Here is a 24,541-nt window from a genome sequence, read left to right as displayed (position 1 = left end):
ACACGGTTCGCGGGGGTGTTCTGGACATCACAACAACGCACCGATCGGCGTCAAGATTCCTGACTTGCACCGGAGTTGACGCTTCCTTTGCAGACGCAGGGCCCCACCGGACAGTTCCGGCGGGGCCCTGGCCGAATCGCCCTACTTGCCCGAGAACTTCTCGTACTCCCGCAGAACCTCTTCGGTCGGGCCGTCCAGCCGGAGTTCGCCGCGTTCCAGCCAGAGCACACGGTCGCAGGTGTCCCTGATCGACTTGTTGCTGTGGCTCACCAGGAACACGGTGCCGGCGTGCTCGCGCAGCTCCCGGATGCGTTCCTCGGAACGCCCCCGGAACTTCGCGTCGCCGGTGGCCAGCGCCTCGTCGATCATCAGGACGTCGTGGTCCTTGGCGGCGGCGATGGAGAAGCGCAGCCGGGCCTGCATGCCCGAGGAGTAGGTGCGCATCGGCAGGGTGATGAAGTCGCCCTTCTCGTTGATGCCGGAGAAGTCGACGATCTCCTGGTAGCGCTCCTTGATCTGCTCACGGGACATGCCCATCGCGAGCCCGCCGAGGGTGACGTTCCGCTCGCCGGTGAGGTCGTTCATCAGGGCCGCGTTGACGCCGAGCAGCGAGGGCTGGCCGTCGGTGTAGACCTTGCCGCTCTCCGGCGGCAGCAGACCGGCGATGGCGCGCAGCAGCGTGGACTTGCCCGAGCCGTTGGAGCCGATCAGGCCGATGGCCTCGCCGCGGTGGGCGACGAAGGAGACACCGCGCACGGCGTGCACCTTGCGCACCCCGCGGGCCGAGTCGTCGGAGCCCCGCCTGACGATGCGGCTGAGCGCCGCGGTGGCGCTGCCCTTGCCGGACTTGGCGCCGTTGACGCGGTAGACGATGTGGACCTCGTCGGCGATGACGGTGGGGATGCGTTGTCCCGACAGCGGCTCAGCCACGGCCGTACCTCTCCTCCGCCTGCCAGAAGTACACGAAGCCGCCGAGGGCGACGAGGACGGCCCAGCCGCCGGCGACCGCCCAGACGTGCGCGGGAAGGTTCTCGGCGCCGTACTCCTCGATGAGCGCGAAGCGCATCAGGTCCATGTAGATGGCGGCCGGGTTCCACTGCAGGATGTTGGCCACCCACTGCGGCTTGTCCGCGAGGAAGACGGGGATGGAGAACATCACGCCGGACGCGTACATCCAGGTCCGCATCACGAACGGCATCAGCTGCGCCAGGTCCGGGGTCTTCGCGCCGGCCCGGGCGAAGATGAGCGCCAGGCCGGAGTTGAAGCAGAACTGGAGGACGAGCACCGGGACGATCAGCGCCCAGGAGGCGTCCGGGTAGCTGCCGAAGCCGATCACGACCAGGAACAGCACCAGCATCGAGTACAGCAGTTGCTGGAGCTGCTGCAGGGCGAACGAGATCGGCAGTGAGGCACGCGGGAAGTGCAGGGCGCGGACCAGGCCGAGGTTGCCCGAGATCGCCCGTACGCCGGTCATCACCGAGCTCTGCGTGAAGGTGAACACGAAGACGCCCGTGACGAGGAAGGGGATGTACACCTCCTTCGACATCCCCCGGCCGGCATTGAGCAGCAGGCCGAAGATCATGAAGTACACGGCCGCGTTCAGCAGCGGCGTGGCCACCTGCCACAGCTGGCCGAGCTTGGCCTGGCTGTACTGGGAGGCCAGTTTCGCCCGGGAGAACGCCATGATGAAGTGCCGGCGCCCCCAGAGCTGCCGGACGTACTCCCGCAGCGGAGGCCGGGCGCCGCTCACGGCCAGCCCGTACTTGGCGGCCAGCTGTGCCGCCGTGAGGCCCTCGTCGGGCGACGGAGGCGCAGTCACCACGACTCCGACGTCATGCGTTGTCTCACTCACAGGTAGGAAACTTTCGTCTTCGGGATGCGCAGCCTTGACGAGGCCGGCATGAGCCGGGGGGCCCGCGGTACGGCCCGGGGTGCCCTCAGGGACGAGCTTGTCAGATCACCGGGGGCCGGCCCAGTCGGGTCAGCCGCCACACCGTACGCCACTTCATGGGCCTACGAGGTCCGCACGGAGTGCTCCAGCCTTCCCGGAAACCGCCGAACCACGCCTTCAGCGCGGACCCCGAGGGGCGGCGCGCCAGGGTGAGCAGCAGCCAGACCCCGAGATAGACGGGGACCAGCGGAGCGGGAAGGTTGCGCCGGGCCAGCCAGACCCGGTTGCGGGCGACCATGCGGTGGTACACCGCGTGCCGCGAGGGCGCGGTCGTCGGGTGGTACAGCACCATGTCGGACCGGTAGTCGATCATCCAGCCCGCGTCGAGGGCCCGCCATGCCAGGTCGGTCTCCTCGTGGGCGTAGAAGAACTCGTCGGGGAGTCCGCCCACCTCCGCGAAGACCTTGGTGCGCACCGCGTTGGCGCCCCCGAGGAACGTGGTGACCCGGGAGGAGCGCATCGGGTCGGAGGCGCGCAGCCGGGGTACGTGGCGGCGCTGGGTGACCCCGGTCTCCGGGTCGGCGATCCGGAAGCTGACGATGCCCAGCTTCGGGTCGGCCTCGAAGGCCCGGCGGCACAGCTCGGCCGTGTCGTGGTGGGCCAGCAGGCCGTCGTCGTCCAGGAACAGCAGGATGTCGACGTCCCGGCCGCTGGGGCCGAAGGCCTCGATGCCGACGTTGCGGCCGCCGGGGATGCCGAGGTTCTCGGGCAGTTCGACGGTCCTGACGCCCTCGGGGACGTCCGGTACGGGCGAGCCGTTGCCGACCACGACCACCTCGACCCGGTCGCCGTCCTGCTTGGCGATCGAGTCCAGCAGGGCGCGCAGCTCGTCGGGGCGGTTGCCCATGGTGATGACGACCGCGCCGACCTTCGCGGGCGCGCTCACTTCAGCCTGCTCGACGCGAGGATGGACACCAGGTGCAGCAGGGTCTGGAGCAGCGCGACGCCGGCCAGCACGGCCACACCGAGCCGGGTGAAGAACAGGTCGCCGCGCATCTGGTCGACGACCGCCAGGACCAGGATCAGCACAGACGCCTCGATGCCGAGGATCAGCCGGTGGAACTGGAGCGCCGAGGCCGCCCGGCGGGCCAGCGCCATCCCGGAGGAGCGCGGTTCGGACGCCGACTCCTTGACCGGCGGCAGACCGCCCTGGTGCCGGGCGACGCCGACGAGGTCGGTCTCGGCCTTGATCAGGATCGCGCCGAGCGCGGCCAGCGTGCCGAGAAAGGCCCAGAGCCAGTCGACGCGCCCGCTGCCCCACGGGTCGGCGGCGCGCAGGCCGAAGCCGACCAGGACGGCGGCGTCGGTGAGATACGCGCCGACCCGGTCCAGGTAGACCCCGCCGAGCGAGTACTGCTTCTTCCAGCGGGCGATCTCGCCGTCGACGCAGTCCAGCAGCAGGTACATCTGGACGCACACCACGCCGAGCACGGCGCCCGCGATCCCCGGCACCAGCAGGGCCGGGGCCGCGAGCACGCCGAAGACGGTCATCAGGTACGTGAGCTGGTTGGGCGTGACCCTGGTGTTCACCAGGTAGCGGTCGACCCGCAGGGACACCTCACGCATGTAGAGGCGCCCCATCCAGTGCTCACCGCTGCGCCGGTCCTTCACCCCCGGAGGGTGGACGACCGGTCTGAGTTCAGCTACCGATGGCCTTGACATAGTCGGCGTAGATGTCCTTGATCTGTTCGGTCTTGAGGTCGAGGTGTTCGAGGATCGTGTAGCGGCCGGGCCGGGTCTCGGGAGCGAACTCCACGACACGGACGAACTCGTCCACCGTGAAGCCGATCTCCTCGGGCAGGACCGGAAGTCCGTGGCGTCGGAGCACCTGGGCCATGTGGGCCGACTCCTCGTGGGCTCCGCGCAGGAACATCGCGAAGGTCGCGCCGAGTCCGCACTGCTCGCCGTGGGCGGCCGCCCGCTTGGGGAAGAGCAGGTCGAAGGCGTGGTTGATCTCGTGGCACGCGCCGGAGGACGGGCGGGAGTCGCCCGACACCGACATCGCGACACCGCTGAGCACCAGCGCCTCGGCCAGCACCTGGAGGAAGCCGGTGTCCCCGATGCCGCCCGGGTGGCGCAGCACCGCCTCGCCGGCCTGCCGGGCGATCGCGGCGGCGAGGCCGTCGATCTTCTCGCCCTTGATCCGGTTGGCGAGCTCCCAGTCCGCGATGGCGGAGATGTTGGAGACGGCGTCACCGATGCCGGCCCGCACATAGCGGACCGGGGCCTCGCGGATGACGTCCAGGTCGATCACGACGGCGATCGGATTGGGCACCCCGTAGGAGCCGCGGCCCGCGTCGTTGTCGAGGGTGGCGACCGGCGAGCACAGGCCGTCGTGCGCGAGGTTCGTGGGTACGGCGACGAGCGGGAGGCCCACCCGCGCCGCGGCGAACTTCGCACAGTCGATGATCTTGCCGCCGCCCAGGCCGACGACCGCGTCGAAGTGGCCGGCCTTTATGTCGGTGGCCAGCTGGACGGCGTCGTCGAGGGTCCCGCCGCCGACCTCGTACCAGGTGGCGCCGGGCAGGGCCGGGGTGAGGCGCTCGCGCAGCCGGGCGCCCGAACCGCCGCTGACGGCGATCGCGAGCTTGCCCGAGTGCGAGATGCGCTCGTCGGCGAGGACCCCGACCAGGTCGTCGAGGGCACCCGGGCGGATGTCCACGACGACCGGTGAGGGGATCAGCCGGGTCAGTACTGGCACGCGATCTCCCGTCCACGGGCGAGATCGTCGTGGTTGTCGATCTCGACCCACTTGACGTCGCCGATCGGCGCCACGTCGATACGGAAGCCCCGGTTCACCAGCTCCTGGTACCCGTGCTCGTAGAACTGCTGCGGGTCGGTCTCCCACACGGTCTTGAGGGCGTCGGCCAGTTCGGGGGCGGCGTCGCCCTCGATGAGGGTGACGCCGATGTACTCGCCGGTGGCCTCGGCCGGGTCCATCAGCTTGGTGATCTTCGTCATGCCCTTCCCCGGGTCGACGACGACCTTCATCTCCTCGTCCGCGAGGGACTTGACGGTGTCGAGCGCGAGGATGATCCTCCTGCCCTCACCGCGGGCGGCCAGCAGCGTCTTCTCGACGGAGACGGGGTGGACGGTGTCGCCGTTGGCGAGGATCACGCCGTCCTTGAGGGCGTCACGCCCGCACCACAGCGAGTAGGCGTTGTTCCACTCCTCGGCCTTGTCGTTGTCGATGAGGGTGAGCTTGACGCCGTACTTCGCCTCCAGCGCCGCCTTGCGCTCGTACACGGCCTCCTTGCGGTAGCCGACGATGACCGCGACCTCGGTCAGACCGATCTCGGCGAAGTTGCCGAGCGTCAGGTCCAGCACCGTGGGCTCGCCCTCTATACCCGCGGGCCCCACCGGCACCAGCGCCTTGGGCAGGCTGTCGGTGTAGGGGCGCAGACGCCGTCCGGCGCCGGCCGCCAGCACGAGGCCGATCATGCGGGTTCTCCTTCATCGTGTACGGACGGGGCGCCTGCCCGGTGGGCGGCGACCCAGAAGCGGATGCTCTCGAAGAGCACCACCACGGCGACGACCACGGCGAGGACCGTGAGCGCGACCGTGAACTGCGAGGCGGTGAGCAGCACGGCCAGCACGCAGACGAGCAGCGTGCGCCCGTCCTGCCCCCCGATGGCGCGCACCAGCCAGGCCGGCGGCGCTCCGGCGTTGCCGCGGATGCGGTACACCGTGTCGTAGTGATGGTAGGCGACGGCGGCGACGAGCCCGAAAGCCGCCGGAAGCGCTCCGTCCGCATCGGCCCGGGCCGCGAGGACGAGGACGGTGCAGTACTCGCCGGCCCGGAAGAGCGGCGGGACCAGCCAGTCGAGGGCGCCCTTGAGGGGACGCAGGACGGCGTCGGCGGAGAGCAGGACGTACAGGACGGCGGCCAGCAGGAGCGAGAAGCCCGGCCCGTCGAGCGAGGCCGCGAGGACCAGCAGCAGGACGCCGACGACCGCGCCGAGCGGCGCCGGAATCCGGATGCCGGCGGGGAGCGTGCGGACCAGGAGTCCGGTGAGCGGGCCGTTGTCGGCGAGGTCCGCCAGGGCCTGGGCCGCGCGGTCCGTCCGGCTGGCCTTGCGGGTCAGTGAGCGCAGGACCCGGCCCGCCGTGGTGTAGGCCGCCGCGAACGCGCAGCCGACGAGCAGCGCGTAGAAGGTGATGCGGGGGGTGGTGGCAGCGGTGAGAACGGCGATCATGGCCCATCGTTCACCGATGGGCAGGACTATCATCCGCCGCACCCAGACCGTCCAGCCGACACTGTCCAGCTTGTCGGAGAGGGCGGCGGTGGGGCTGGTGTTGGCGGTGGCGTCGTGGTTGGCCTCGTTGAAGGAGAAGTCCACGACGTGCCGGCAGGTCTGCAGGACCATCGCGCCCAGCGCGAGGGCCCACACGTCGTCGCCGCCCCGGGCCGCGCCGAGCGCGAGGCCCGCGTAGTAGGCGTACTCCTTGGCCCGGTCGAAGGTGGCGTCGAGCCAGGCGCCGAGCGTGGAGTACTGCAGGGAGTAGCGGGCGAGCTGGCCGTCGGTGCAGTCCAGGACGAAGGACGCGATCAGCAGGACGCCGGCCGCGACGAACCCGCCCCGGGTGCCGGTGGCCGCGCAGGCCGCCGCGATCAGCGCGGTGATCAGCGAGGCGGTGGTGACCTGGTTGGGGGTGAGGCCGCGGCGTGCGCACCAGCGGGCCAGGTAGCGCGAGTAGGGACTGATGCAGTACGTCGTGAAGAAGCCGTCGCGGGCCTTCACGGCGGACTTCAGACGGACGGCCTCGTCGTCGACGGCGGCGACGGCCTGCCGTGCCTCGTTGCGGGCCTGCGGATCGGCGGGCACCTCCGCGACCAGACTGCCCAGCTCGGGGCGGTGCACGTCGACGCCGTCGGCGTCGAGGGCGGCGACGACCCGGTCGGCGAGGCTGTCGAGGTCCCCCGCGCTCGACTTCGTTCGCGCGGGAGCGCCCCCGTGCGCGGCGCCGCCGCTCGCCGAGTTCTCCCGGGCCATCGCGCGGGTCAGGGCCTGGCGGCCGGCCGGCTGCGCGGTCACCGCGCCCGGGATCGCGCCGAGCGGGAAGCGGGGGTCGGTGAGACCGAGGCGCAGCGCGTGCTCGTGACCCACGAAGCGGGCGTCCACGACGGCGACGCGCCGGTCACCGGGGACGGCGGCGAGGAGGGCCTCGGCTTCACCGGCGTCGGAGGCGGTCCGGACGTCGAAGCCGAGGGACCGCAGGTCGCCCTCGATCGACGATCCGGGGACCGGCGAGCCGGTGAGGATGGCGGTCGACAACCGAACTCACTCCCTGGGTCCGGCGCGTTCACGCCGGTCATGTACACGATGGAGGCGCCCCTTGGCCGCACCGGCGACTTCACCGGTGGTCGCGCCAGGCGGGCGGCATGTCGGCAGAGGCTATCGGATGCCGGGAACGCCGTGTTCACCGCCCGTTCAGGCACGATCGACGCGATCCGGCAGCACCACTCGAACCGGCTCGAACCGGCCTTTGCCGAGATCATCATCGGTGATCGGCGGCCCGGGCGACAAACCGTGCCCCCAGGAGCCGACATCCGGGACATTGCCCACCGCGTCCCGGCGCGCCCCTGCCGGTCGCCGCCCGCCGACGTCGGCACGACGGGGCTCGTCCCCGGCGGCACAGCGGCACATGGCGGACACAGGGGCCGGACCCACGGGGCCGCAGGGCGCCCGTGGCGGGCCACGGGCGGGGACCGGGGCGCGGTTCTGGACGACCGCTCGACCGCCGGTGGGGCGCCGGCATCGAGCGGCGGCTGAGGCTGCCCTGACCTGGGATTCGTTTCCGCAGGTCAGGGCACATGACAACGGTGTTCAGTGCCGCGTTGCCGGATACCCCCCACCCGTAGTTCACTGTGATCGCGGGGCAGAACGCCAGGGCCCACGACGGACCACAGAAGGGCTGCTTCCATGGGGGCTGGGCACGACCACGGCCATACCCACACGCACGTGCCGACGACCGCCACGGCCGCGGCGGCGTACCGGGGCAGACTGCGCGTCGCACTGGCGATCACGCTCGCCGTCATGGTCGTCGAGATCGTCGGCGGACTGCTCGCGGACTCCCTGGCGCTGATCGCGGACGCCGCGCACATGGCGACGGACGCGCTGGGTCTCGGCATGGCGCTGCTCGCGATCCACTTCGCCAACCGGCCGCCGAGCGCGACCCGCACCTTCGGGCTGGCGCGCGCCGAGATCCTGGCCGCCCTCGCCAACTGCCTGCTGCTGCTCGTGGTCGGCGGCTACGTCCTGTACGAGGCGGTCCAGCGGTTCTTCACCCCCGCCGCCACCGAGGGCGGGCTGATGATCTGGTTCGGCGCGTTCGGTCTGGTCGCCAACATGATCTCGATGTCGCTGCTGATGCGGGGCCAGTCGGAGAGTCTGAACGTGCGCGGGGCGTTCCTGGAGGTGGCGGCCGACGCGCTGGGATCGGTGGCGGTGCTGATCTCCGCGGTGGTGATCCTGGCCACCGGCTGGCAGGCCGCCGACCCGGTCGCCTCGCTCGTCATCGGCCTGATGATCGTGCCGCGCACCCTGAAGCTGCTGCGCGAGACGCTCGACGTGCTGCTGGAGTCGGCTCCCAAGGACGTCGACATGGCGGACGTGCGGTCCCACATCCTCGCGCTGGACGGGGTGGAGGACGTCCACGATCTGCACGCGTGGACCATCACCTCCGGGATGCCGGTGCTGTCGGCGCACGTGGTGGTGCGCTCGGACGTCCTGAACGCGATCGGCCACGAGAAGATGCTGCACGAGCTCCAGGGCTGCCTGGGCCATCACTTCGACGTGGAGCACTGCACCTTCCAGCTGGAGCCGAGCGGGCACGCCGAGCACGAGGCGCGGCTCTGTCACTGACCGTGGAAGGCCGTGGACGGCTGCGGCTCCGGGGGATCCGCACAGACGTTCCGGACGGTTCCGCGCCCCCGGCGCCGGGCAAGATCACCTGCCGGGCCCCTCGCCGTGCGCGGGACATGCGCGCTTTCGCGTGAAGTGCCGGGAGTGCCGGACGCGTACGGCAGACTGGGGACGCGAGGACCGATGCTAAGGATGGGTATGCCGATCACACCTGCCACCGCGACACACACGTCGTCGAACGGCACCGCGGACGCGATCTTGCTGGAGCTGGTCGACGAGAACGGCGTCACGATCGGCACCGCGGAGAAGCTGGCCGCCCATCAGCCTCCGGGGCAGCTGCACCGCGCGTTCTCCGTGTTCCTCTTCGACGAGCGGGGCCGGCTGCTGCTCCAGCAGCGGGCGCTCGGCAAGTACCACTCCCCCGGTGTGTGGTCCAACACCTGCTGCGGTCACCCCTACCCCGGTGAGGCGCCGTTCGCGGCGGCCGCGCGGCGCACCTTCGAGGAGCTCGGCGTCTCCCCGTCGCTGCTCGGCGAGGCGGGCACGGTCCGCTACAACCACCCGGACCCGGAGTCGGGCCTGGTGGAGCAGGAGTACAACCACCTGTTCGTCGGGCTGGTGCAGTCCGCGCTGCGGCCGGACGCGGAGGAGGTGGGCGACACGGCCTTCGTGACGCCCGCCGAGCTGGCGGAACGGCACGCCGGGGACCCGTTCTCCTCCTGGTTCATGACCGTGCTGGACGCGGCGCGCCCGGCGGTCAGGGAGCTGACGGGGCCGTCGGCCGGCTGGTGACTCTCAGGACACCCGTACGGGCTTGAGCGGCAGGGCGGCCCAGATCACCTTGCCGCCGCCCGACGTGTGCTCCACGTCGCAGACCCCGCCCGCCTCCCGGGTGATCTCGCGCACCAGCAGCAGTCCCCGGCCGCCCGTGCGAGCGTGGTCGGCCTCCAGGGCGGTCGGGCGGTAGGGGTGGTTGTCCTCCACCGACACGCGCACCCACTCGGCCCCGACGGCGACCTCCACGGCGAGCACCGGCGACAGCACCGCCGCGTGCCGGACGGCGTTGGTGACCAGCTCGGAGACGATCAGCAGGAGCCCCTGGGCCAGGTCGTCGCCGACCGGTACTCCCTGGCGGTACAGCAGGTCCCGCACGGCGTGTCGTGCCTGCGGGACCGAGGCGTCGACGGCGGACGCGGTGAACCGCCAGACGCCTTCGTAGGGCAGCGGCCGGGGCTCGGCCTCCGCAGCGGATTCGCAGGGTTCGCCCTCGGTCCCCGCCGGGCGTGGGTCGGGCCCGCGCCCTTGATCGTCCATCGTCCGGTCGCCACCCTCGCGCTCGATTGTCACCACATGGGAAGTGTTGGTTCCGAGGCGCCCCCCTCCGGATGACTGAACAGAAGTCAGCAGTTATCGAGCGTTTCCGACCGGCCGAGGATGAGGAAGTCGACCGCAGGACCGTTTCCGTCCTGTCCACGCCGACTTCACGCACTCTTCGGGTTGTACGGGTTCGGCGGCCCGCTCCTCCCTCCTGGCCGCCCCCGGGCCTCTCCGGTCCGCTCCGGTTCCCTCGGGCGCCGGTGTCGCGCCTCTCACATCCACGGCGACGATCATGCGGACGAGCCGGTGGCTAGCATCCGGGGCATGGAGCCCGATCTGCTGCACGGCGTCACCGACGCCGTCGCCACCGTCGTCCTGCACCACCCGGCGAAACGCAACGCCATGACGGCCGCGATGTGGGCGGCGCTGCCCCCGTTGCTCGACACCCTGGCCGCCGACCCGGCGGTGCGGGCGCTGGTGCTGACCGGGGCGGGGGGCACCTTCTGCGCGGGGGCCGACATCTCCACGCTCCTGGGGTCGCCGCAGGAGGCCCAGGAGCTGGCCGGGCGAGCCGAGGAGGCCCTGGCGGCGTTCCCGAAGCCGACCCTGGCCGCGATCCGGGGGCACTGCGTCGGCGGTGGCGCCCAGCTCGCCGCGGCGTGCGACCTGCGGTTCGCCGAGGACGGCGCGCGGTTCGGGGTGACGCCGGCGAAGCTCGGGATCGTCTATCCGTCCGGCGCCACCCGGCGCCTGGTGTCCCTGGTGGGTCCGGCCACCGCCAAGTACCTGCTCTTCTCGGGTGAGTTGATCGACACCGAGCGGGCGCTGCGCACGGGTCTGGTCGACGAGGTGCTGCCCGTGGACGGACTCGACGAGCGGATCGCGGAGTTCACCCGGGTGCTGGTGTCCCGCTCGGGACTGACGCAGGCCGCCGCGAAGGAGTTCGCGAACGGCCGCACGGACCGGGACGCCCACTGGAGCGCACAGGCGCGCGGCAGCGGCGACACCGGGGAGGGCGTCGCCGCGTTCCTCGAGCGCAGGGAGCCGCGCTTCACCTGGACTACGTCAGTATGAACCGGCTGCGGGCCCGCAGCTTCTCCACCAGGTGGGGCGGCGCCTTGTGCGGGGCGCCCGCATCGTAGGGCGGCTGCGGGTCGTACTCCGTGCCCAGCTGAACGGCCCGGGCATGGTCGTCGCCCGCGATCCGGCCGAGCAGGGCGAGCCCCATGTCGATGCCGGACGAGACGCCGGCCGCGGTGACGTACTTGCCGTCGAAGACGACGCGTTCGCCGGTCGCCTCGACGCCGAACGCCCCGAGCTGCCAGAGGGCCAGCCAGTGGGAGGTGGCCCGGCGGCCTTCGAGGAGGCCCGCGGCGGCGAGCAGCAGGGAGCCCGAGCACACGGACGTCGTCCAGGTGCTGGTGGCGTCGGCCTGCCGGAGCCAGTCGAGCAGGGGCGCGTGGTCCATCAGGGCGCTCTGGCCGGGGCCCCCGGAGACGACCACGACGTCGGGGGCGGGGACCTCGGCCAGCGCCCGGTCGGCGGTGACGGCCAGGAAGCCGGTCTCCGTGCGGACGGGCCCCCTCTCCTCGGCCACGAAGACGGTCTCCGCGCCCGGGGCGCGGGAGAGCATCTCGTACGGGCCCACGACGTCCAGGGCGGTGAAGCGGTCGTAGACGACGACGGCGATCTGCATGGGTTCCTCTCGCTGGGCTCACAGGGCTTCAGTGGACGGGCGCGGGACGGAACCGTCGGCGGTACTCCGCGGGGGGCGTCCCGAGCGCCTTGACGAAGGCGCGCCGCATGGCCTCGGGGGTGCCGTATCCGCTGGCCCGGGAGATCTCCTCGACGCCGTCCGCCGTGTCCTCCAGCAGGCGGCGGGCGTGCTCCAGGCGGACCCGGTCGACATAGCGGCCGGGCGTCACGCCGGTCTCGTCGCGGAAGGCGCGGGCGAAGTGACGCGGGGAGAGCAGGGCGCGGGCGGCGAGCGACTCCACGCTCAGGTCGGCGCCGGGATGCTCGGTGATCCACTGCTGGACCTCCCGCAGAGGCGCCCGCTCGGCCGTCTGGGCGGCCAGCTGCGCGCTGAACTGGGCCTGGTTCCCGGGCCTGCGCAGGAAGACGACCAGGTGACGGGCGATGGTCAGCGCCGCGTCGCGGCCGAGGTCCGCCTCGACCAGGGCGAGGGCCAGGTCGATGCCGGAGGTGACGCCGGCCGAGGTGTGGACGTGCCCGTCCCGGACGAAGATCGGGTCAGGGTCGACCCGGACGCGCCGGGTGATCGCGGGCGAGCCGGTCGCAGTACGCCCAGTGGGTCGTCGCCCGGCGGCCGTCCAGCAGACCCGCGGCGGCGAGCAGCATCGCGCCGGTGCAGACCGAGACGAGGCGCTCCGCGCGCGGGGCGTTGACGCGCAGCCAGTCCGTCAGCGGCGCGGCGTCCGGGCGGCGGGTGCCCCGGCCGCCGGGGACGAGCAGCGTGTGCGGCTCACGCACGCGCGTGAGCGCCTCGTCCGCCAGAAGGGTCAGCCCGCTGGAGGTGCGCACCGGAGCGCCGTCCAGGGAGGCCGTGCGGATCCGGTAGGTCCCCGGGGTGTGCCGCTCGGCCCCCGCGAAGACCTCCACGGGGCCTGTCACGTCGAGGCTCTGGACGCCGTCGAAGAGCACGACGAGAACGGTGTGGACGGTTCGCTGGGCCATGCCGACGATTCTTCGCGGGCGGGGCACGGGGCGGCAATGACGGGTTCCCCACCTTTCCTGCCACGGCTCGTCGGCATGGCCGGCCGATCTCGAGGTACCCGGATCGTCCCGGCCGGAGCGGCCGGGCGACGAGGAACGAAAGGGGAAGCTCGTGTTCCGTGCGATCGCAGACGTGCTGCGGCAGATCGGTGGCGCCATCGCCACCGTGGTGACGCTGCCCTTCCGGGCACTGGCCCGGCTCTTCGGCGGGGCCTCGGGCTCCAGCAGGAGCCGCAGGGCCTGAGGACCGCGCCCTGATCCCCGAGTGTCGGTGTCACCTGCCACAATTGCCGCGCAACCTCAGTGGAGAAGGCGGTACGGGATCGTGACGACACCCGGGTCCATCGAAGTAGGGTCCATCGAAAGCAGGATCGCCGAGGAACTCGGCGTACGGCAGCGGCAGGTGAAGGCCGCCGTGGAGCTGCTCGACGGCGGCTCGACGGTGCCTTTCATCGCCCGCTACCGCAAGGAAGCGACCGAGATGCTCGACGACGCGCAGCTGCGCACGCTCGAGGAGCGGCTGCGCTATCTGCGGGAGCTGGAGGAGCGGCGGACGGCGATCCTCGAGTCGGTGAGCGAGCAGGGCAAGCTCACCGACGCGCTGCGGGCGCGGATCCTCGGCGCCGAGACCAAGGCGCGGCTGGAGGACATCTACCTGCCGTACAAGCCCAAGCGGCGCACCAAGGCGCAGATCGCGCGCGAGGCGGGTCTCGAACCGCTCGCCGAGGGACTGCTCGGCGACCCGACGGTCGATCCGCTCGCGGCGGCCGCCGCGTTCGTCGACGCCGACAAGGGCGTCGCCGATCCGCAGGCCGCGCTGGACGGAGCGCGGGCGATCCTCACCGAGCGGTTCTCGGAGGACGCCGACCTCATCGGGGAACTGCGCGAGCGCATGTGGAAGCGCGGGCGGCTGGCCGCCAAGGTGCGCGACGGCAAGGAGGAGGCGGGCGCGAAGTTCGCCGACTACTTCGACTTCGCCGAGCCGTTCACCGCACTGCCCTCGCACCGCGTTCTGGCGATGCTGCGCGGCGAGAAGGAGGAGGTCCTCGACCTCGTCCTGGAGCCGGAGGAGCCCTCGGAGCAGCCCGGCCCCTCGTCCTACGAGGGCATGGTCGCCGCCCGGTTCGCCATCGCGGACCGCGGCCGGCCGGGCGACAAGTGGCTGGCGGACACGGTCCGCTGGGCCTGGCGGACCCGCATCCTCGTCCACCTCGGCATCGACCTGCGGCTGCGGCTGCGGACGACCGCCGAGGACGAGGCCGTCGACGTCTTCGCCGCCAACCTCCGTGACCTGCTGCTCGCCGCCCCGGCCGGCACGCGCGCGACGCTGGGCCTGGACCCCGGCTTCCGCACGGGCGTGAAGGTCGCCGTCGTCGACGCGACCGGCAAGGTCGTCGCCACGGACGTGATCCACCCGCACGTCCCGGCGAACAAGTGGGACGAGGCGATCGCCAGGCTCGCACGGCTGGCGAAGGAGCACACGGTCGACCTGATCGCCATCGGCAACGGCACGGCGTCCCGCGAGACCGACAAACTCGCCGGTGAACTCATCACCAGGCACCCGGAGTTGAAGCTCACCAAGGTGATGGTGTCCGAGGCGGGCGCCTCCGTGTACTCGGCCTCCGCCTTCGCCTCCCAGGAGCTGCCCGACATGGACGTGTCGCTGCGCGGCGCCGTGTCGATCGCGCGTCGGCTGCAGGACCCGCTCGCCGAACTGGTGAAGATCGACCCGAAGTCGATCGGCGTCGGCCAGTACCAGCACGACCTGTCCGAGGTGAAGCTGTCGCGTTCACTGGACGCGGTGGTCGAGGACTGTGTGAACGGCGTGGGCGTGGACGTCAACACGGCCTCGGCGCGGCTCCTCTCGCGGGTGTCCGGCATCTCCACCGGACTCGCCGAGAACATCGTGGCGCACCGGGACGCCAACGGGCCCTTCACCTCCCGTTCCGAGCTCAAGAAGGTCGCCCGGCTCGGTCCGAAGGCGTACGAGCAGTGCGCGGGCTTCCTGCGCATCCGCGGCGGCAGCGACCCGCTGGACTCCTCCAGCGTGCACCCGGAGGCGTACCCGGTGGTGCGGCGCATGGTGAAGACCTCCGGCCAGGATGTGGCGTCCCTCATCGGCAACACGGGCGTCCTGCGCTCGCTGCGGCCGACCGACTTCGTGGACGAGACGTTCGGCCTGCCGACCGTCACGGACATCCTCAGGGAGCTGGAGAAGCCCGGGCGCGACCCCCGGCCCGCCTTCAGGACGGCCACCTTCAAGGAGGGCGTGGAGAAGATCTCCGACCTGTCCTCCGGGATGATCCTGGAGGGGGTCGTGACGAACGTGGCGGCCTTCGGGGCGTTCATCGACGTCGGTGTCCACCAGGACGGTCTGGCGCATGTGTCCGCGCTGTCGAAGACGTTCGTCAAGGACCCGAGGGAGGTCGTCAAGCCGGGTGACATCGTCAAGGTGAAGGTCCTCGACATCGACATCCCGCGCAAGCGGATCTCGCTGACGCTCCGGCTGGACGACGAGGCGGCTCCGCAGGGTGATCAGGGCCGGTCCGCCGCCGGGGGCCGGCCTCAGCGGAGCGGTGGGCGGCCGCCGCAACAGCGCCGGCAGAGCGGTCGGCGCGGCGAAGGCGAAGGCACCGGCGGTGGCGGTGGCGGTTCGCGCCAGGCTCCCCCGCCGGGGAACAGCGCGATGGCCGACGCACTGCGCCGGGCGGGCCTCGTCGACCCCAAGAAGGGCAGGCGCTGACAGCTGCCCACCACCGGGGCCCGGTCCGCCGGGCCCCGGCAGCGCCGACGGGCAAGCCCGGCGGGGCCTCGCGGACTCCGCCTCAGCGCTCGGTCACCTTGCCGTCCGCGACCTCCAGGCGACGCGTGACATGCACCGCGTCCAGCATGCGCCGGTCGTGGGTGACCAGGAGCAGCGTGCCCTCGTAGGCGTCGAGGGCCGACTCCAGCTGCTCGATGGCCGGCAGGTCGAGGTGGTTCGTCGGCTCGTCGAGGACGAGGAGGTTCACGCCCCGCCCCTGGAGCAGCGCGAGGGCGGCGCGGGTGCGTTCGCCGGGTGACAGGGTGGCCGCCGAGCGCGTGACGTGGTCCGACTTCAGGCCGAACTTGGCCAGCAGGGTGCGCACCTCGGCCGGTTCGGTGTCGGGCACGGCCGCGCGGAACGCGTCCAGCAGGGACTCGGAGCCGTGGAACAGCTGCCTGGCCTGGTCGACCTCGCCGACCAGGACGCCCGAGCCCAGCGTGGCCTGTCCGGCGTCCAGCGGGACCCGGCCGAGGAGCGCGCCGAGGAGGGTCGACTTGCCCGCGCCGTTCGCGCCGGTCACCGCGACCCGGTCGGCCCAGTCGATCTGCAGGGACACCGGCCCGAAGGTGAAGTCGCCACGCCGGACCTCGGCCTCGCGCAGGGTGGCGACCACCGCGCCGGAGCGCGGCGCGGAAGCGATCTCCATGCGCAGCTCCCACTCCTTGCGCGGCTCGTCCACGGTCTCGAGGCGCTCGATCATGCGCTGGGTCTGCCGGGCCTTCGCGGCCTGCTTCTCACTGGCCTCGCTGCGGAACTTGCGGCCGATCTTGTCGTTGTCGTTGCCCGCCTTGCGGCGCGCGTTCTTCACGCCCTTGTCCATCCAGGAGCGCTGGGTCTGCGCGCGGTCCTGGAGGGCCGCCTTCTTGTCGGCGTACTCCTCGAAGTCCTCACGGGCGTGCCGGCGTGCCACGTCCCGCTCCTCCAGGTAGGCGTCGTAGCCGCCGCCGTAGAGGTTGATCTGCTGCTGGGCGAGGTCGAGTTCGAGGACCTTGGTGACCGTGCGGGTGAGGAACTCGCGGTCGTGGCTGACGACGACGGTCCCGGCGCGCAGACCCTTCACGAAGCGCTCCAGGCGCTCGAGACCGTCGAGGTCGAGGTCGTTGGTCGGCTCGTCGAGGAGGAAGACGTCGTAGCGCGAGAGGAGGAGGGAGGCGAGGCCCGCGCGGGCGGCCTGTCCGCCGGACAGGGACGTCATCGGCTGGTCGAGGCCGACTCCGAGGCCGAGCGAGTCGGTGACCTCCTCGGCGCGCTCGTCGAGGTCGGCGCCGCCGAGGTCGAGCCAGCGCTCGAGGCTCGTCGCGTAGGCGTCGTCGGCGCCGGGCGCCCCGTCGACGAGGGCCTGGGTGGCCTCGTCCATGGTGCGCTGGGCCTCGGCGACGCCGGTGCGGCGGGCGAGGAAGTCCCGCACGCTCTCGCCGGGGCGGCGCTCCGGTTCCTGGGGCAGATGGCCGACGGTCGCGGTCGGCGGGGAGAGCCTGCGCTCGCCCTGCTCGGGCGTGGTGAGCCCGGCGAGCAGCTTCAGCAGGGTGGACTTGCCCGCGCCGTTGGCGCCGACCAGCCCGATCACGTCCCCGGGGGCGACGACGAGGTCGAGCCCGGAGAAGAGCGAGTGGTCGCCGTGGCCGGCGGCGAGGTTCTTGGCGACGAGGGTGGCAGTCATCAGGTCGTAGATCCTAGTGGTCGTCGCCGGGTGCGGTCGCGTCGGTTCCCCCGCGATCTCGCTGTCCGGGCGTGCGGTCGGCTACCGTCCGGACGTGGACACTCGGTGGAACGGCGATGTGATCGTGGTCGGCGGCGGGGTCATCGGGCTGGCGACGGCCGTCGTGCTCGCCGAGCGTGGCCTGCGGGTCCGGGTCTGGACGCGCGATCCGGTCGAACGGACCACGTCGGCCGTGGCCGGCGCCTTGTGGTGGCCGTACCACATCGAGCCGATGGCCTCGGCGCGGGCGTGGGCGCTGCGTTCGCTGGAGGTCTACGAGCAGCTCGCCGAGCGGCCCGGGGAGACCGGTGTACGCCTGGTCGACGGGATACTGGGCGAGACGGACCTGGACGAGGTCGCGGGCTGGGCCGCCGAGCGGCTGGCGGGGCTGCGCCGGACGACGGCGCGCGAGTACGGCCTGGGCGCCGGCGTACGGGCCCGGCTGCCGCTGATCGACATGTCGACCTATCTGCCCTGGCTCCGCCGCAGGCTGTTGCGCGCGGGCGGCACCGTGGAGGAGCGCACGGTGTCCGACCTGGCGGAGGCCGAGGCGCCGGTGGTGGTCAACTGCACGGGTCTGGACGCCGGGCGGCTGGCGGCGGACCCGTCGGTGCGGCCCGTGCGGGGGCAGCTCGTCGTCGTGGAGAACCCCGGCGTCGACACCTGGCTCGTCTCCACCGGCCCGGACGGCGAGATCGCCTACCTCTTCCCGCACGGCGGCCGGCTGCTGCTGGGCGGTACGGCACAGGACGACGTGTGGTCGCTCGAGCCGGATCCGACGGTGGCCGAGGCGATCGTGCGGCGCTGCGCGGCCCTGCGGCCGGAGGTCGCCGGGGCGCGGATCCTGGAGCACCGGGTGGGCCTGCGGCCGGTCCGGGGCACGGTGCGGCTGGAGCGGGCGGAGCTGCCGGACGGGCGGACGGTGGTGCACCACTACGGACACGGCGGGGCGGGCGTGACGGTGGCCTGGGGGTGCGCGGAGGAGGCGGCCGGGCTGGTGCTTCCGGCCGCCTCCTGACCGCGCTGCGGTGTGCGCGAGGGCGTTACGGGATCCGGTGTCCGCGGTGCGGTGTCCGTACGCCGTCCAGGGGCCGGGCGTCGGGGGTGGCCGCCGCCGACGCGCGGGTGGCGCGGGCGAAGGCGTCGGCGCCTCCGACGAACGGGACCCGGGCCGAGGTGCGGGACAGGTCCAGGGTGAGGGTGGGGGTGTCGGCGGGCGGGTCGATGAGGTCCCGGTCGGTGCCCGCGACGATCAGTGCGAGCCGGTGACCGGCCGGGACGACATGGTCGGTGGCCGCCAGGTCGAGGGTGAGGGTGTAGGCCCGGCCCGGGGTGAGCGGGACGCCCTTGCCGGGGTCGGCGTAGGTGCCGAGATCGGCCCAGCCGCGGCTGACGACCGTCCGGTCGACGTCGGCCGTCCTCGCCGCCGTCTCCTTGAAGCAGGCGCTGTCGCCCGTGCTGCTCGCGCCCCAGCAGGTGCGGTCGGTGAGCGTGCTGATGCCCTCACCGCTCGCCGCGTAGTCGCGGATGGTGTCGGGGCCGACGTCGACGAGGACGGCGCTCAGGTGGGCCGTCGCGGTGGTGGGCGTGGCGGTGACGGTGACCCGGGAAGAGCCGGACAGGCGCAGGTCACGGGTGAGTGCTCCGGTGACGAAGGCCGCCTTGTCGGGGGTCGGGGTGTCGATCTGCCCGGCCCACTCGGTCTCGCTGAGCCGCGGGTCGTCGGTGAAGGCGGCGGTGCCCGTGCCCTGGCGCAGCCCGAGGGTGCCGACGCCGGGCCGGTCGCCGGTGGAGGGGCGCAGGACGGCGGTCCGGGTGCCGTGCGGCGGCCAGACGGTGGAGGTGGCCCACTGGTCGGGGTGGCGTTCGATGTCGGCCATCGGCTCGCGGTCCACGCCGTTGTCGTAGCCGAGGAGTTCGTGGTCGAACCAGCGGTGCAGGGTGTCCACCCAGGCGGCGCGGCGGAAGTCGAAGGGGTCGACGTGGCCGGTCTGGGACAGCCAGATCTTGCGCTCGACCCCGTTCTTCGCGAGGGCGTCCCACCACTGTCCGAGGTGCTTGGTGCGCACGTTGAGGTCCTGGAGGCCGTGGACGAGGAAGACGCTCGCCTTGATCCGGCGTGCGTCCTCGACGTAGTCGCGCTCGCTCCACAGCGACGTCAGGTCGCCGGTGCGCGGGGCCTCGGCGACGAGTTCCTGCTGGACGGCGGCGCACTCGGCGCGGGCTTCGGGGCTGTCGACGTAGTCGGCGAGCCAGTCGGGCCCGGAGTCGTAGAGGGGGGCGCCCTGGGCGAAGTAGTAGTCGTACCAGGAGGAGATGGCGGCGATCGGGACGATGGTCTTCAGGCCCTTCACGCCGGTGGCGGCCACGCCGTTGGCTATGGTGCCGTCCCAGCTCTTGCCGATCATGCCGGTTTGGCCGTTGGTCCAGTCCGCCTCGGCGGTCGTGGCGCCGGTGCGGGTGGTGTACGCCCTGGCACGGCCGTTCAGCCAGTCGACGACGGCCTTGGCGGACTGGATGTCGGAGCGTCCGCCGACGTCGGCGCAGCCGTCGGAGCGGTTGGTGCCGGCCAGGTCGACGCCGACGAAGGCATAGCCGCGCGGCACGAAGTAGTTGTCGTAGAAGAGCGGCATCCGCACGACGTTTCCGGCGGCGTCGTACGTCTTGCGCTGGCTCTCGTTGCCCCGGCCGCAGCAGGAGTAGTAGGGGCTGGCGTCCATGATGACGGGCACCTTGCGGCCCCGCGCGGCGGGTTCGCGGGGGCGGACGATGTCGACGGCGACGCGGTCCGCCTTCCCGTCGCGGTCGCCGTCGAGTCCGGTGTCCACCCAGACGGCCTCCCGGATCGCGTTCTCGTAGGAGTGCACGGGCAGGCTCTCGCGCGGGGCGCTGTGGGCCGCGGTCGGGGTGAGGAAGGCGGCCACCAGGAGGGTGATGGCGGCGGTCGCGAGCGGTCTCCAGATCGTGAAGCGCATGCGTGTCGACATGCGCGGGACGGTACCCGGGTCAACTCCGGTGCAGAAGAGGGCGCCTGTGGGTCCGCCGTGGCCGGAACACGCCCCCGCGCAGGGGGCCGACCATGACGGCCGAATGGCGATCGTGTGACAGGCGCGGCGGTGGGCAGGTCCTGGGACACAGGGAGTCAATAGGCTCCGAACGGACCACGTGAACCCACGATTTGGAGCTTTCGTGCACCGCAGAATCATCGCGCCGGGCGCACTCGCTGCCGCGTCCGTTTTGCTGGCGATCCCGGCATCGGCCGCGAGCGCCTCCCCCGGCGCCCCGGGCATCGGCGACCCCTACTACCCGGCGTACGGCAACGGCGGATACGACGTCTCCCACTACGACCTGCGGCTGAAGTACCAGCCCGCGACGGACCAGTTGGAGGGGACCGCGACGATCCTGGCGAAGACCACACAGGATCTGTCCCGGTTCGATCTGGACTTCCTGCTCGACGTGAGCGAGGTTCGGGTCAACGGCGCCGTGGCGGCGTTCACGACCTCGGGCGAGCACGAGCTGGAGATCACGCCCAGGACGCCGCTGGCGAAGGGCGCGACGGTCACGGTCGTGGTGCGCTACAGCGGGATCCCGTCGTCGAAGCAGGCGTACGGCTTCACCAGTTGGCACCGCACCGCGGACGGCGGTGTCGGCGCCAACGAGCCGGAGGCGGCCTGGTGGTGGTTCCCCGGCAACGACCACCCGCTCGACAAGGCCACCTACGACGTCTCGGTGCTGGTGCCCGACGGCTCGCAGGCCATCTCCAACGGGACGCTCCAGTCGACGAGTTCACGACTGGGCTGGACCCGCTACAACTGGCGTTCCAACAAGCCGCAGGCCACCTATCTGGCCACCCTCGCCGTCGGGAAATTCGACCTCACGACCGGGACGACCGAGAGCGGAATTCCGGTCGTGAACGCCTACAGCAAGGACCTGGGCGACAACGCCGGTGCGGCGCGGGCGAGCATCGAGCGGACCGGGGAGATCGCCGACTGGCTCAGCGGCTACTTCGGGCCCTACCCCTTCGACGCGCTCGGCGGGTACGTGCCGAACACGAACACCGGATACGCGCTGGAGACGCAGACCCGGCCCTTCTACAGCCCCCGGCAGTTCGCGAGCGGTTCCAACGTCTCCGTGGTGGTGCACGAGCTGGCGCACCAGTGGTACGGCGACTTCGTGTCCGTGGCGGGGTGGAAGGACATCTGGCTGAACGAGGGGTTCGCCCGGTACGCGCAGTGGCTGTGGTCCGAGCACGAGGGCGAGGGCACGGCGCAGGAACTCGCGGACTACGTGTACGCCTCGCACCCGGCCGACGACGCGTTCTGGACGGTGAAGCCCGGTGACCCCGGCGCGGCGAACCAGTTCGACATCGCCGTCTACGACCGGGGCGCACTGGCGGTGCAGGCGCTGCGGAACGAGATCGGCGACGACGCCTTCTTCGCCCTCCTGAAGGGCTGGCCGAAGAAGCACGCGTACGGCAACGCGAGCGTCGCCGACTTCCGGAACTACGCCGAGCAGCTCTCCGGGAAGGAACTGGGCTCCCTGTTCGACACCTGGCTGTTCGAGCCTGCGAAGCCGGCCGTACCCGCGGCGCGGACGGCTGCGATCGCGAAGGTGCCGGCCGCTCCCGCGCAGCCGAAGTCCTGGAAGAGGATCGCGGCGACGAACGACGTGCACGAGCACTGAGTCCCGTCGCCGCTCGCGGCGACGGCTCACGCCGGACGCCCGCCTGACTGCCCGCCCGCCTGACTGACTGCCTGACGGAGGGCACTTGGCCCGGGGCCGGCGCTACCGCCCGGTGGCCGCCCGGGCCAGGAGTGCGTCGCGCGACAGAGCGGCGCTCTCCGTGGCCGGCACCGTGCAGGCGTACGCCCCGGCCAGCGCGCCGTACTCGGCGCACCGTCTCGGCGGCTCACCGCCGAGACGGCCGAAGAGGAAGGCGGACGCGAAGGCGTCTCCCGCGCCGTTGGAGTCGACCACCGGGCCGGGCGGGGCGGCGGCCGGGACGTGGGTCAGCTCGCCGTCGGCGAGCAGGTAGGCGCCCTCGGCCCCGGCCGTGGCGACGACCACCTCCGCACGGCCCCGCTCGGCGATGCGCCGCATGGTCGCCCGCGGGTCGGTCAGGGCGGTCGCGGAGACGAAGACGACGTCCGCCTCGTAGGCGAAGGCCTCGTGGTACGGGTTCTCCCCGTCCCAGTTGTGCAGATCGGTGGAGATGCCGGCCCCCGCCTCGCGCAGTACCGGCAGGGCGTCGGCACAGGGGTGGGTGATGGACACGTGCGCGTGGCGGCTCGCGGCGGCCAGGGTCCGCAGGGTGTCCTCGGGAAAGCGGTCGGCCGGGCGCCCGCGGCTGTTGTCGTACAGCGACAGCCGCCGCCCGTCCGGGCCGACCAGGTTGACCGCCCGCTTGGTCCCGGCGGGCTGCGGGATGACGGTGAGGGCGATGCCCTTGTCCCGGTGCAGGGCGCGGACCAGATCTCCCTCGGGATCCTCGCCCAGGAAGTCGAGGTGGTGGGTGCGCAGCCCGAGGGCGGCGAGGCCCAGGGCGACGAAGTCACCGGTCTGTCCGGCGCGGGGGCGGATGCCCCTGTCGATCATGTAGCTGTCGGCGTACGGGAGCGGCAGCTCCGGTACGTACACGATCGTGTCCACACCCGCCCCGCCCAGGACCAGGACGTCGATGTCCTCGGCGTGCTCGCCGCTCCCGGCGCTCGTGCTCTCGGTGGTCTCGTCGGCGCGCATGGGCGCTACCCCTCCCCGTGGTCGTACACCGTCACCGCTACGCCCCGCTCGACCAGCCGCCCGATGACGAGCGGTTCGACGCGGGACCAGGTGCCGCCGGCCAGACCGCAGCCTATCCGGGGCATGTGCACGGACGCTCCGAGTTCGAGGGCGTGGCCGGCGAGGCGGGCCAGGGCGGTGTCGATGGCGGGGTAGCGGACGGGGACGCCCTTGCTGCCCGTCCGGGTACCGCGCTGACCGATCATGTTGGCGACCCAGACGTCGGGCCTCACCCGCACGAGCTGGAGCGCGCCCAGGCCGAAGTCGTTCGAGGCGCGCTCGCGGTGCCAGGCACGGTAGGCGGCCTCCGGCTCCGGCCAGCGGCGGGACAGCGCCAGGACGAAGCCCTTCCCCCATCCCCCGAGGTCGTTGCAGACATGGGCGATCACCTTGCCGCCCTTCACCGACGGAACGGTGGCGTCACTCCGGACGTAAGTGATCTCCGACATGCCGCCACCGTAGGCGAGGCCACTGACAGTGACCCCGGTCGTGGCCCGCGGCTCCCGGGCGGGCGCACAGACCAGGGCGGCGGTGTCCCGCAGGCACCGCGATCACGCGGCGGTCCTCGTCGCAGCGCGTCGCTGCTCACACGCCGCCCACCGGGGGCAACCGGTTTCACCGCACCGGTGTGACAGCGATACTGCTGCACATGACGATCGAGACCGAGGAGCCGGCCCTCACGGTCGACGAGCTGGCCGCCCGCGCGGGGGTCACGGTACGGACCGTGCGCTTCTACGGCACCAAGGGTCTGCTGCCCCCGCCGGTCATCGGTCCGCGCCGGGTGGGGCACTACGGCCCCGGGCATCTCGCCCGCCTCGCGCTGATCGAGGAGCTGCGCCGGCAGGGCCTGACGCTGGCGGCGATCGAGCGCTATCTGGACCGGCTGCCGCCCGGGCTCGACGCCCATGACCTCGCCGTGCACCGGGCCGTGGTGGCCTCGTGGGCGCCGGACGCGGTGGAGACGGTGCCGCGGGGGGAGCTCCGGCAGCGGGCCGGGCGGGAGCTCAGCGAGGAGGACGTGGACCGGCTCGCCGCGATGGGCGTGCTGGAAGCCGGTGGCGAAGCGCCGGCCGACGAGGACGCGTACCGCGTCGACGCGGGGCTGCTGCGACTGGGGGTGCGGCTCCTCGACGTGCCGCTGTCGCCGGCGGCGATCCTCGCGGCCCGGACCGTCCTCCTGGACCACGCGCGCGCCGCGGCCCACGAGCTGTCACGGCTGCTGCGCGAGGAGATGCCGGAGCGCGACGCGCAGGCGGTGAGGTCGCTGTCGGCGCACATGCAGCCGCTGGTCGTCCAGGCGCTGCTGACGGCCTTCCAGCGGTCCCTGACCCAGGAGTTGCGGGAGTGGCTCGGGGAGCCGCCGGTGGACGGCTCCCCGTGACGGCCCG

Annotated in this window: 21 protein-coding genes and 1 pseudogene; 8 read left to right on the top strand and 14 right to left on the bottom strand. The window is 72.3% G+C overall.

Going from position 1 to position 24,541, the window contains the following annotated elements; all coding sequences use genetic code 11:
• Positions 1 to 141 precede the first annotated feature (141 nt).
• From QF030_RS34115 to QF030_RS34085, 7 genes are all read right to left on the bottom strand, one after another.
• Positions 142 to 930, bottom strand: coding sequence for an ABC transporter ATP-binding protein (locus tag QF030_RS34115; RefSeq protein ID WP_307166407.1), 789 nt, complete (start codon positions 928 to 930; stop codon positions 142 to 144).
• Positions 923 to 1,852: an ABC transporter permease gene (locus tag QF030_RS34110; RefSeq protein WP_307166406.1), complete on the bottom strand. Its 930-nt coding sequence runs from the start codon at positions 1,850 to 1,852 to the stop codon at positions 923 to 925. The genes QF030_RS34115 and QF030_RS34110 overlap by 8 nt, the downstream gene beginning before the upstream one ends.
• Positions 1,853 to 1,952: 100 nt before the next feature.
• Positions 1,953 to 2,837, bottom strand: coding sequence for a glycosyltransferase family 2 protein (locus tag QF030_RS34105; RefSeq protein WP_307166405.1), 885 nt, complete (start codon positions 2,835 to 2,837; stop codon positions 1,953 to 1,955).
• Positions 2,834 to 3,613, bottom strand: coding sequence for a CDP-alcohol phosphatidyltransferase family protein (locus tag QF030_RS34100; RefSeq protein WP_307166404.1), 780 nt, complete (start codon positions 3,611 to 3,613; stop codon positions 2,834 to 2,836). The genes QF030_RS34105 and QF030_RS34100 overlap by 4 nt, the downstream gene beginning before the upstream one ends.
• Positions 3,591 to 4,652, bottom strand: a complete 1,062-nt coding sequence (locus tag QF030_RS34095; RefSeq protein WP_307166403.1) for an iron-containing alcohol dehydrogenase family protein — start codon at positions 4,650 to 4,652, stop codon at positions 3,591 to 3,593. The genes QF030_RS34100 and QF030_RS34095 overlap by 23 nt, the downstream gene beginning before the upstream one ends.
• A complete protein-coding gene (locus QF030_RS34090; protein ID WP_307166402.1) occupies positions 4,640 to 5,392 on the bottom strand; it encodes a phosphocholine cytidylyltransferase family protein in 753 nt (250 codons plus the stop codon). The genes QF030_RS34095 and QF030_RS34090 overlap by 13 nt, the downstream gene beginning before the upstream one ends.
• Positions 5,389 to 7,227, bottom strand: a complete 1,839-nt coding sequence (locus tag QF030_RS34085; RefSeq protein ID WP_307166401.1) for a DUF5941 domain-containing protein — start codon at positions 7,225 to 7,227, stop codon at positions 5,389 to 5,391. The genes QF030_RS34090 and QF030_RS34085 overlap by 4 nt, the downstream gene beginning before the upstream one ends.
• A 648-nt stretch (positions 7,228 to 7,875) precedes the next feature.
• On the opposite strand from QF030_RS34085, the gene QF030_RS34080 reads away from it, so the two are divergent.
• Together QF030_RS34080 and idi are read left to right on the top strand one after the other, a co-directional pair.
• Positions 7,876 to 8,817: a cation diffusion facilitator family transporter gene (locus QF030_RS34080; protein WP_307166400.1), complete on the top strand. Its 942-nt coding sequence runs from the start codon at positions 7,876 to 7,878 to the stop codon at positions 8,815 to 8,817.
• A 198-nt stretch (positions 8,818 to 9,015) separates the two neighbouring features.
• Entirely contained in the window at positions 9,016 to 9,609 is a 594-nt protein-coding gene (gene idi / locus QF030_RS34075; RefSeq protein WP_307166399.1) for an isopentenyl-diphosphate Delta-isomerase, read from the top strand.
• Between the two features lie 3 nt (positions 9,610 to 9,612).
• Here idi and QF030_RS34070 read toward each other — a convergent pair whose 3' ends face one another.
• Positions 9,613 to 10,131 (bottom strand): ATP-binding protein, encoded by a 519-nt coding sequence (locus QF030_RS34070; RefSeq protein WP_307167788.1) that lies wholly within the window; start codon positions 10,129 to 10,131, stop codon positions 9,613 to 9,615.
• A 327-nt stretch (positions 10,132 to 10,458) separates the two neighbouring features.
• Here QF030_RS34070 and QF030_RS34065 point away from each other — a divergent pair, with 327 nt between their 5' ends.
• A complete protein-coding gene (locus tag QF030_RS34065; protein WP_307166398.1) occupies positions 10,459 to 11,208 on the top strand; it encodes an enoyl-CoA hydratase/isomerase family protein in 750 nt (249 codons plus the stop codon).
• On the opposite strand, the gene QF030_RS34060 is transcribed toward QF030_RS34065, so the two are convergent.
• Positions 11,195 to 11,830 (bottom strand): DJ-1/PfpI family protein, encoded by a 636-nt coding sequence (locus QF030_RS34060; protein ID WP_307166397.1) that lies wholly within the window; start codon positions 11,828 to 11,830, stop codon positions 11,195 to 11,197. The genes QF030_RS34065 and QF030_RS34060 overlap by 14 nt on opposite strands.
• 28 nt (positions 11,831 to 11,858) lie before the next feature.
• A pseudogene (locus QF030_RS34055) lies at positions 11,859 to 12,831 on the bottom strand (GlxA family transcriptional regulator).
• 151 nt (positions 12,832 to 12,982) lie between these two features.
• Between QF030_RS34055 and QF030_RS34050 the strand changes: the two are divergent.
• Both QF030_RS34050 and QF030_RS34045 read left to right on the top strand, forming a co-directional pair.
• Positions 12,983 to 13,114, top strand: coding sequence for an LPFR motif small protein (locus QF030_RS34050; protein WP_253268063.1), 132 nt, complete (start codon positions 12,983 to 12,985; stop codon positions 13,112 to 13,114).
• 81 nt (positions 13,115 to 13,195) lie between these two features.
• Positions 13,196 to 15,613, top strand: coding sequence for a Tex family protein (locus QF030_RS34045; RefSeq protein WP_307166396.1), 2,418 nt, complete (start codon positions 13,196 to 13,198; stop codon positions 15,611 to 15,613).
• A gap of 82 nt (positions 15,614 to 15,695) precedes the next feature.
• Here the strand turns inward: QF030_RS34045 and QF030_RS34040 are convergent, their stop codons facing one another.
• Complete coding sequence (locus QF030_RS34040) at positions 15,696 to 17,336, bottom strand: ABC-F family ATP-binding cassette domain-containing protein (protein WP_307166395.1); 1,641 nt, start codon at positions 17,334 to 17,336, stop codon at positions 15,696 to 15,698.
• A gap of 94 nt (positions 17,337 to 17,430) precedes the next feature.
• On the opposite strand from QF030_RS34040, the gene QF030_RS34035 reads away from it, so the two are divergent.
• A complete protein-coding gene (locus tag QF030_RS34035; RefSeq protein ID WP_307166394.1) occupies positions 17,431 to 18,393 on the top strand; it encodes an NAD(P)/FAD-dependent oxidoreductase in 963 nt (320 codons plus the stop codon).
• A gap of 25 nt (positions 18,394 to 18,418) precedes the next feature.
• On the opposite strand, the gene QF030_RS34030 is transcribed toward QF030_RS34035, so the two are convergent.
• Positions 18,419 to 20,362, bottom strand: coding sequence for a Xaa-Pro dipeptidyl-peptidase (locus QF030_RS34030; RefSeq protein WP_307166393.1), 1,944 nt, complete (start codon positions 20,360 to 20,362; stop codon positions 18,419 to 18,421).
• Positions 20,363 to 20,564: 202 nt separating this feature from the next.
• Between QF030_RS34030 and QF030_RS34025 the strand changes: the two genes are divergently transcribed.
• Positions 20,565 to 22,058, top strand: a complete 1,494-nt coding sequence (locus tag QF030_RS34025; protein ID WP_307166392.1) for a M1 family metallopeptidase — start codon at positions 20,565 to 20,567, stop codon at positions 22,056 to 22,058.
• A gap of 102 nt (positions 22,059 to 22,160) precedes the next feature.
• Here the strand turns inward: QF030_RS34025 and QF030_RS34020 are convergent, their stop codons facing one another.
• Complete coding sequence (locus QF030_RS34020; RefSeq protein ID WP_307166391.1) at positions 22,161 to 23,114, bottom strand: adenosine kinase; 954 nt, start codon at positions 23,112 to 23,114, stop codon at positions 22,161 to 22,163.
• Between the two features lie 5 nt (positions 23,115 to 23,119).
• Positions 23,120 to 23,602 (bottom strand): macro domain-containing protein, encoded by a 483-nt coding sequence (locus QF030_RS34015; protein WP_307166390.1) that lies wholly within the window; start codon positions 23,600 to 23,602, stop codon positions 23,120 to 23,122.
• Between the two features lie 200 nt (positions 23,603 to 23,802).
• On the opposite strand from QF030_RS34015, the gene QF030_RS34010 reads away from it, so the two are divergent.
• Positions 23,803 to 24,534 carry a MerR family transcriptional regulator gene (locus tag QF030_RS34010; RefSeq protein WP_307166389.1) on the top strand — a complete coding sequence of 244 codons (732 nt, stop codon included), beginning with the start codon at positions 23,803 to 23,805 and terminating at the stop codon, positions 24,532 to 24,534.
• The last annotated feature ends 7 nt before the right edge of the window (positions 24,535 to 24,541 follow it).

Origin of the sequence: Streptomyces rishiriensis, assembly GCF_030815485.1 — a bacterium.
GTDB lineage: Bacteria > Actinomycetota > Actinomycetes > Streptomycetales > Streptomycetaceae > Streptomyces > Streptomyces rishiriensis_A.
The sequence above is the reverse complement of the archived record's forward strand: the minus strand, read 5'-3'. Positions and strand labels throughout refer to the sequence as shown.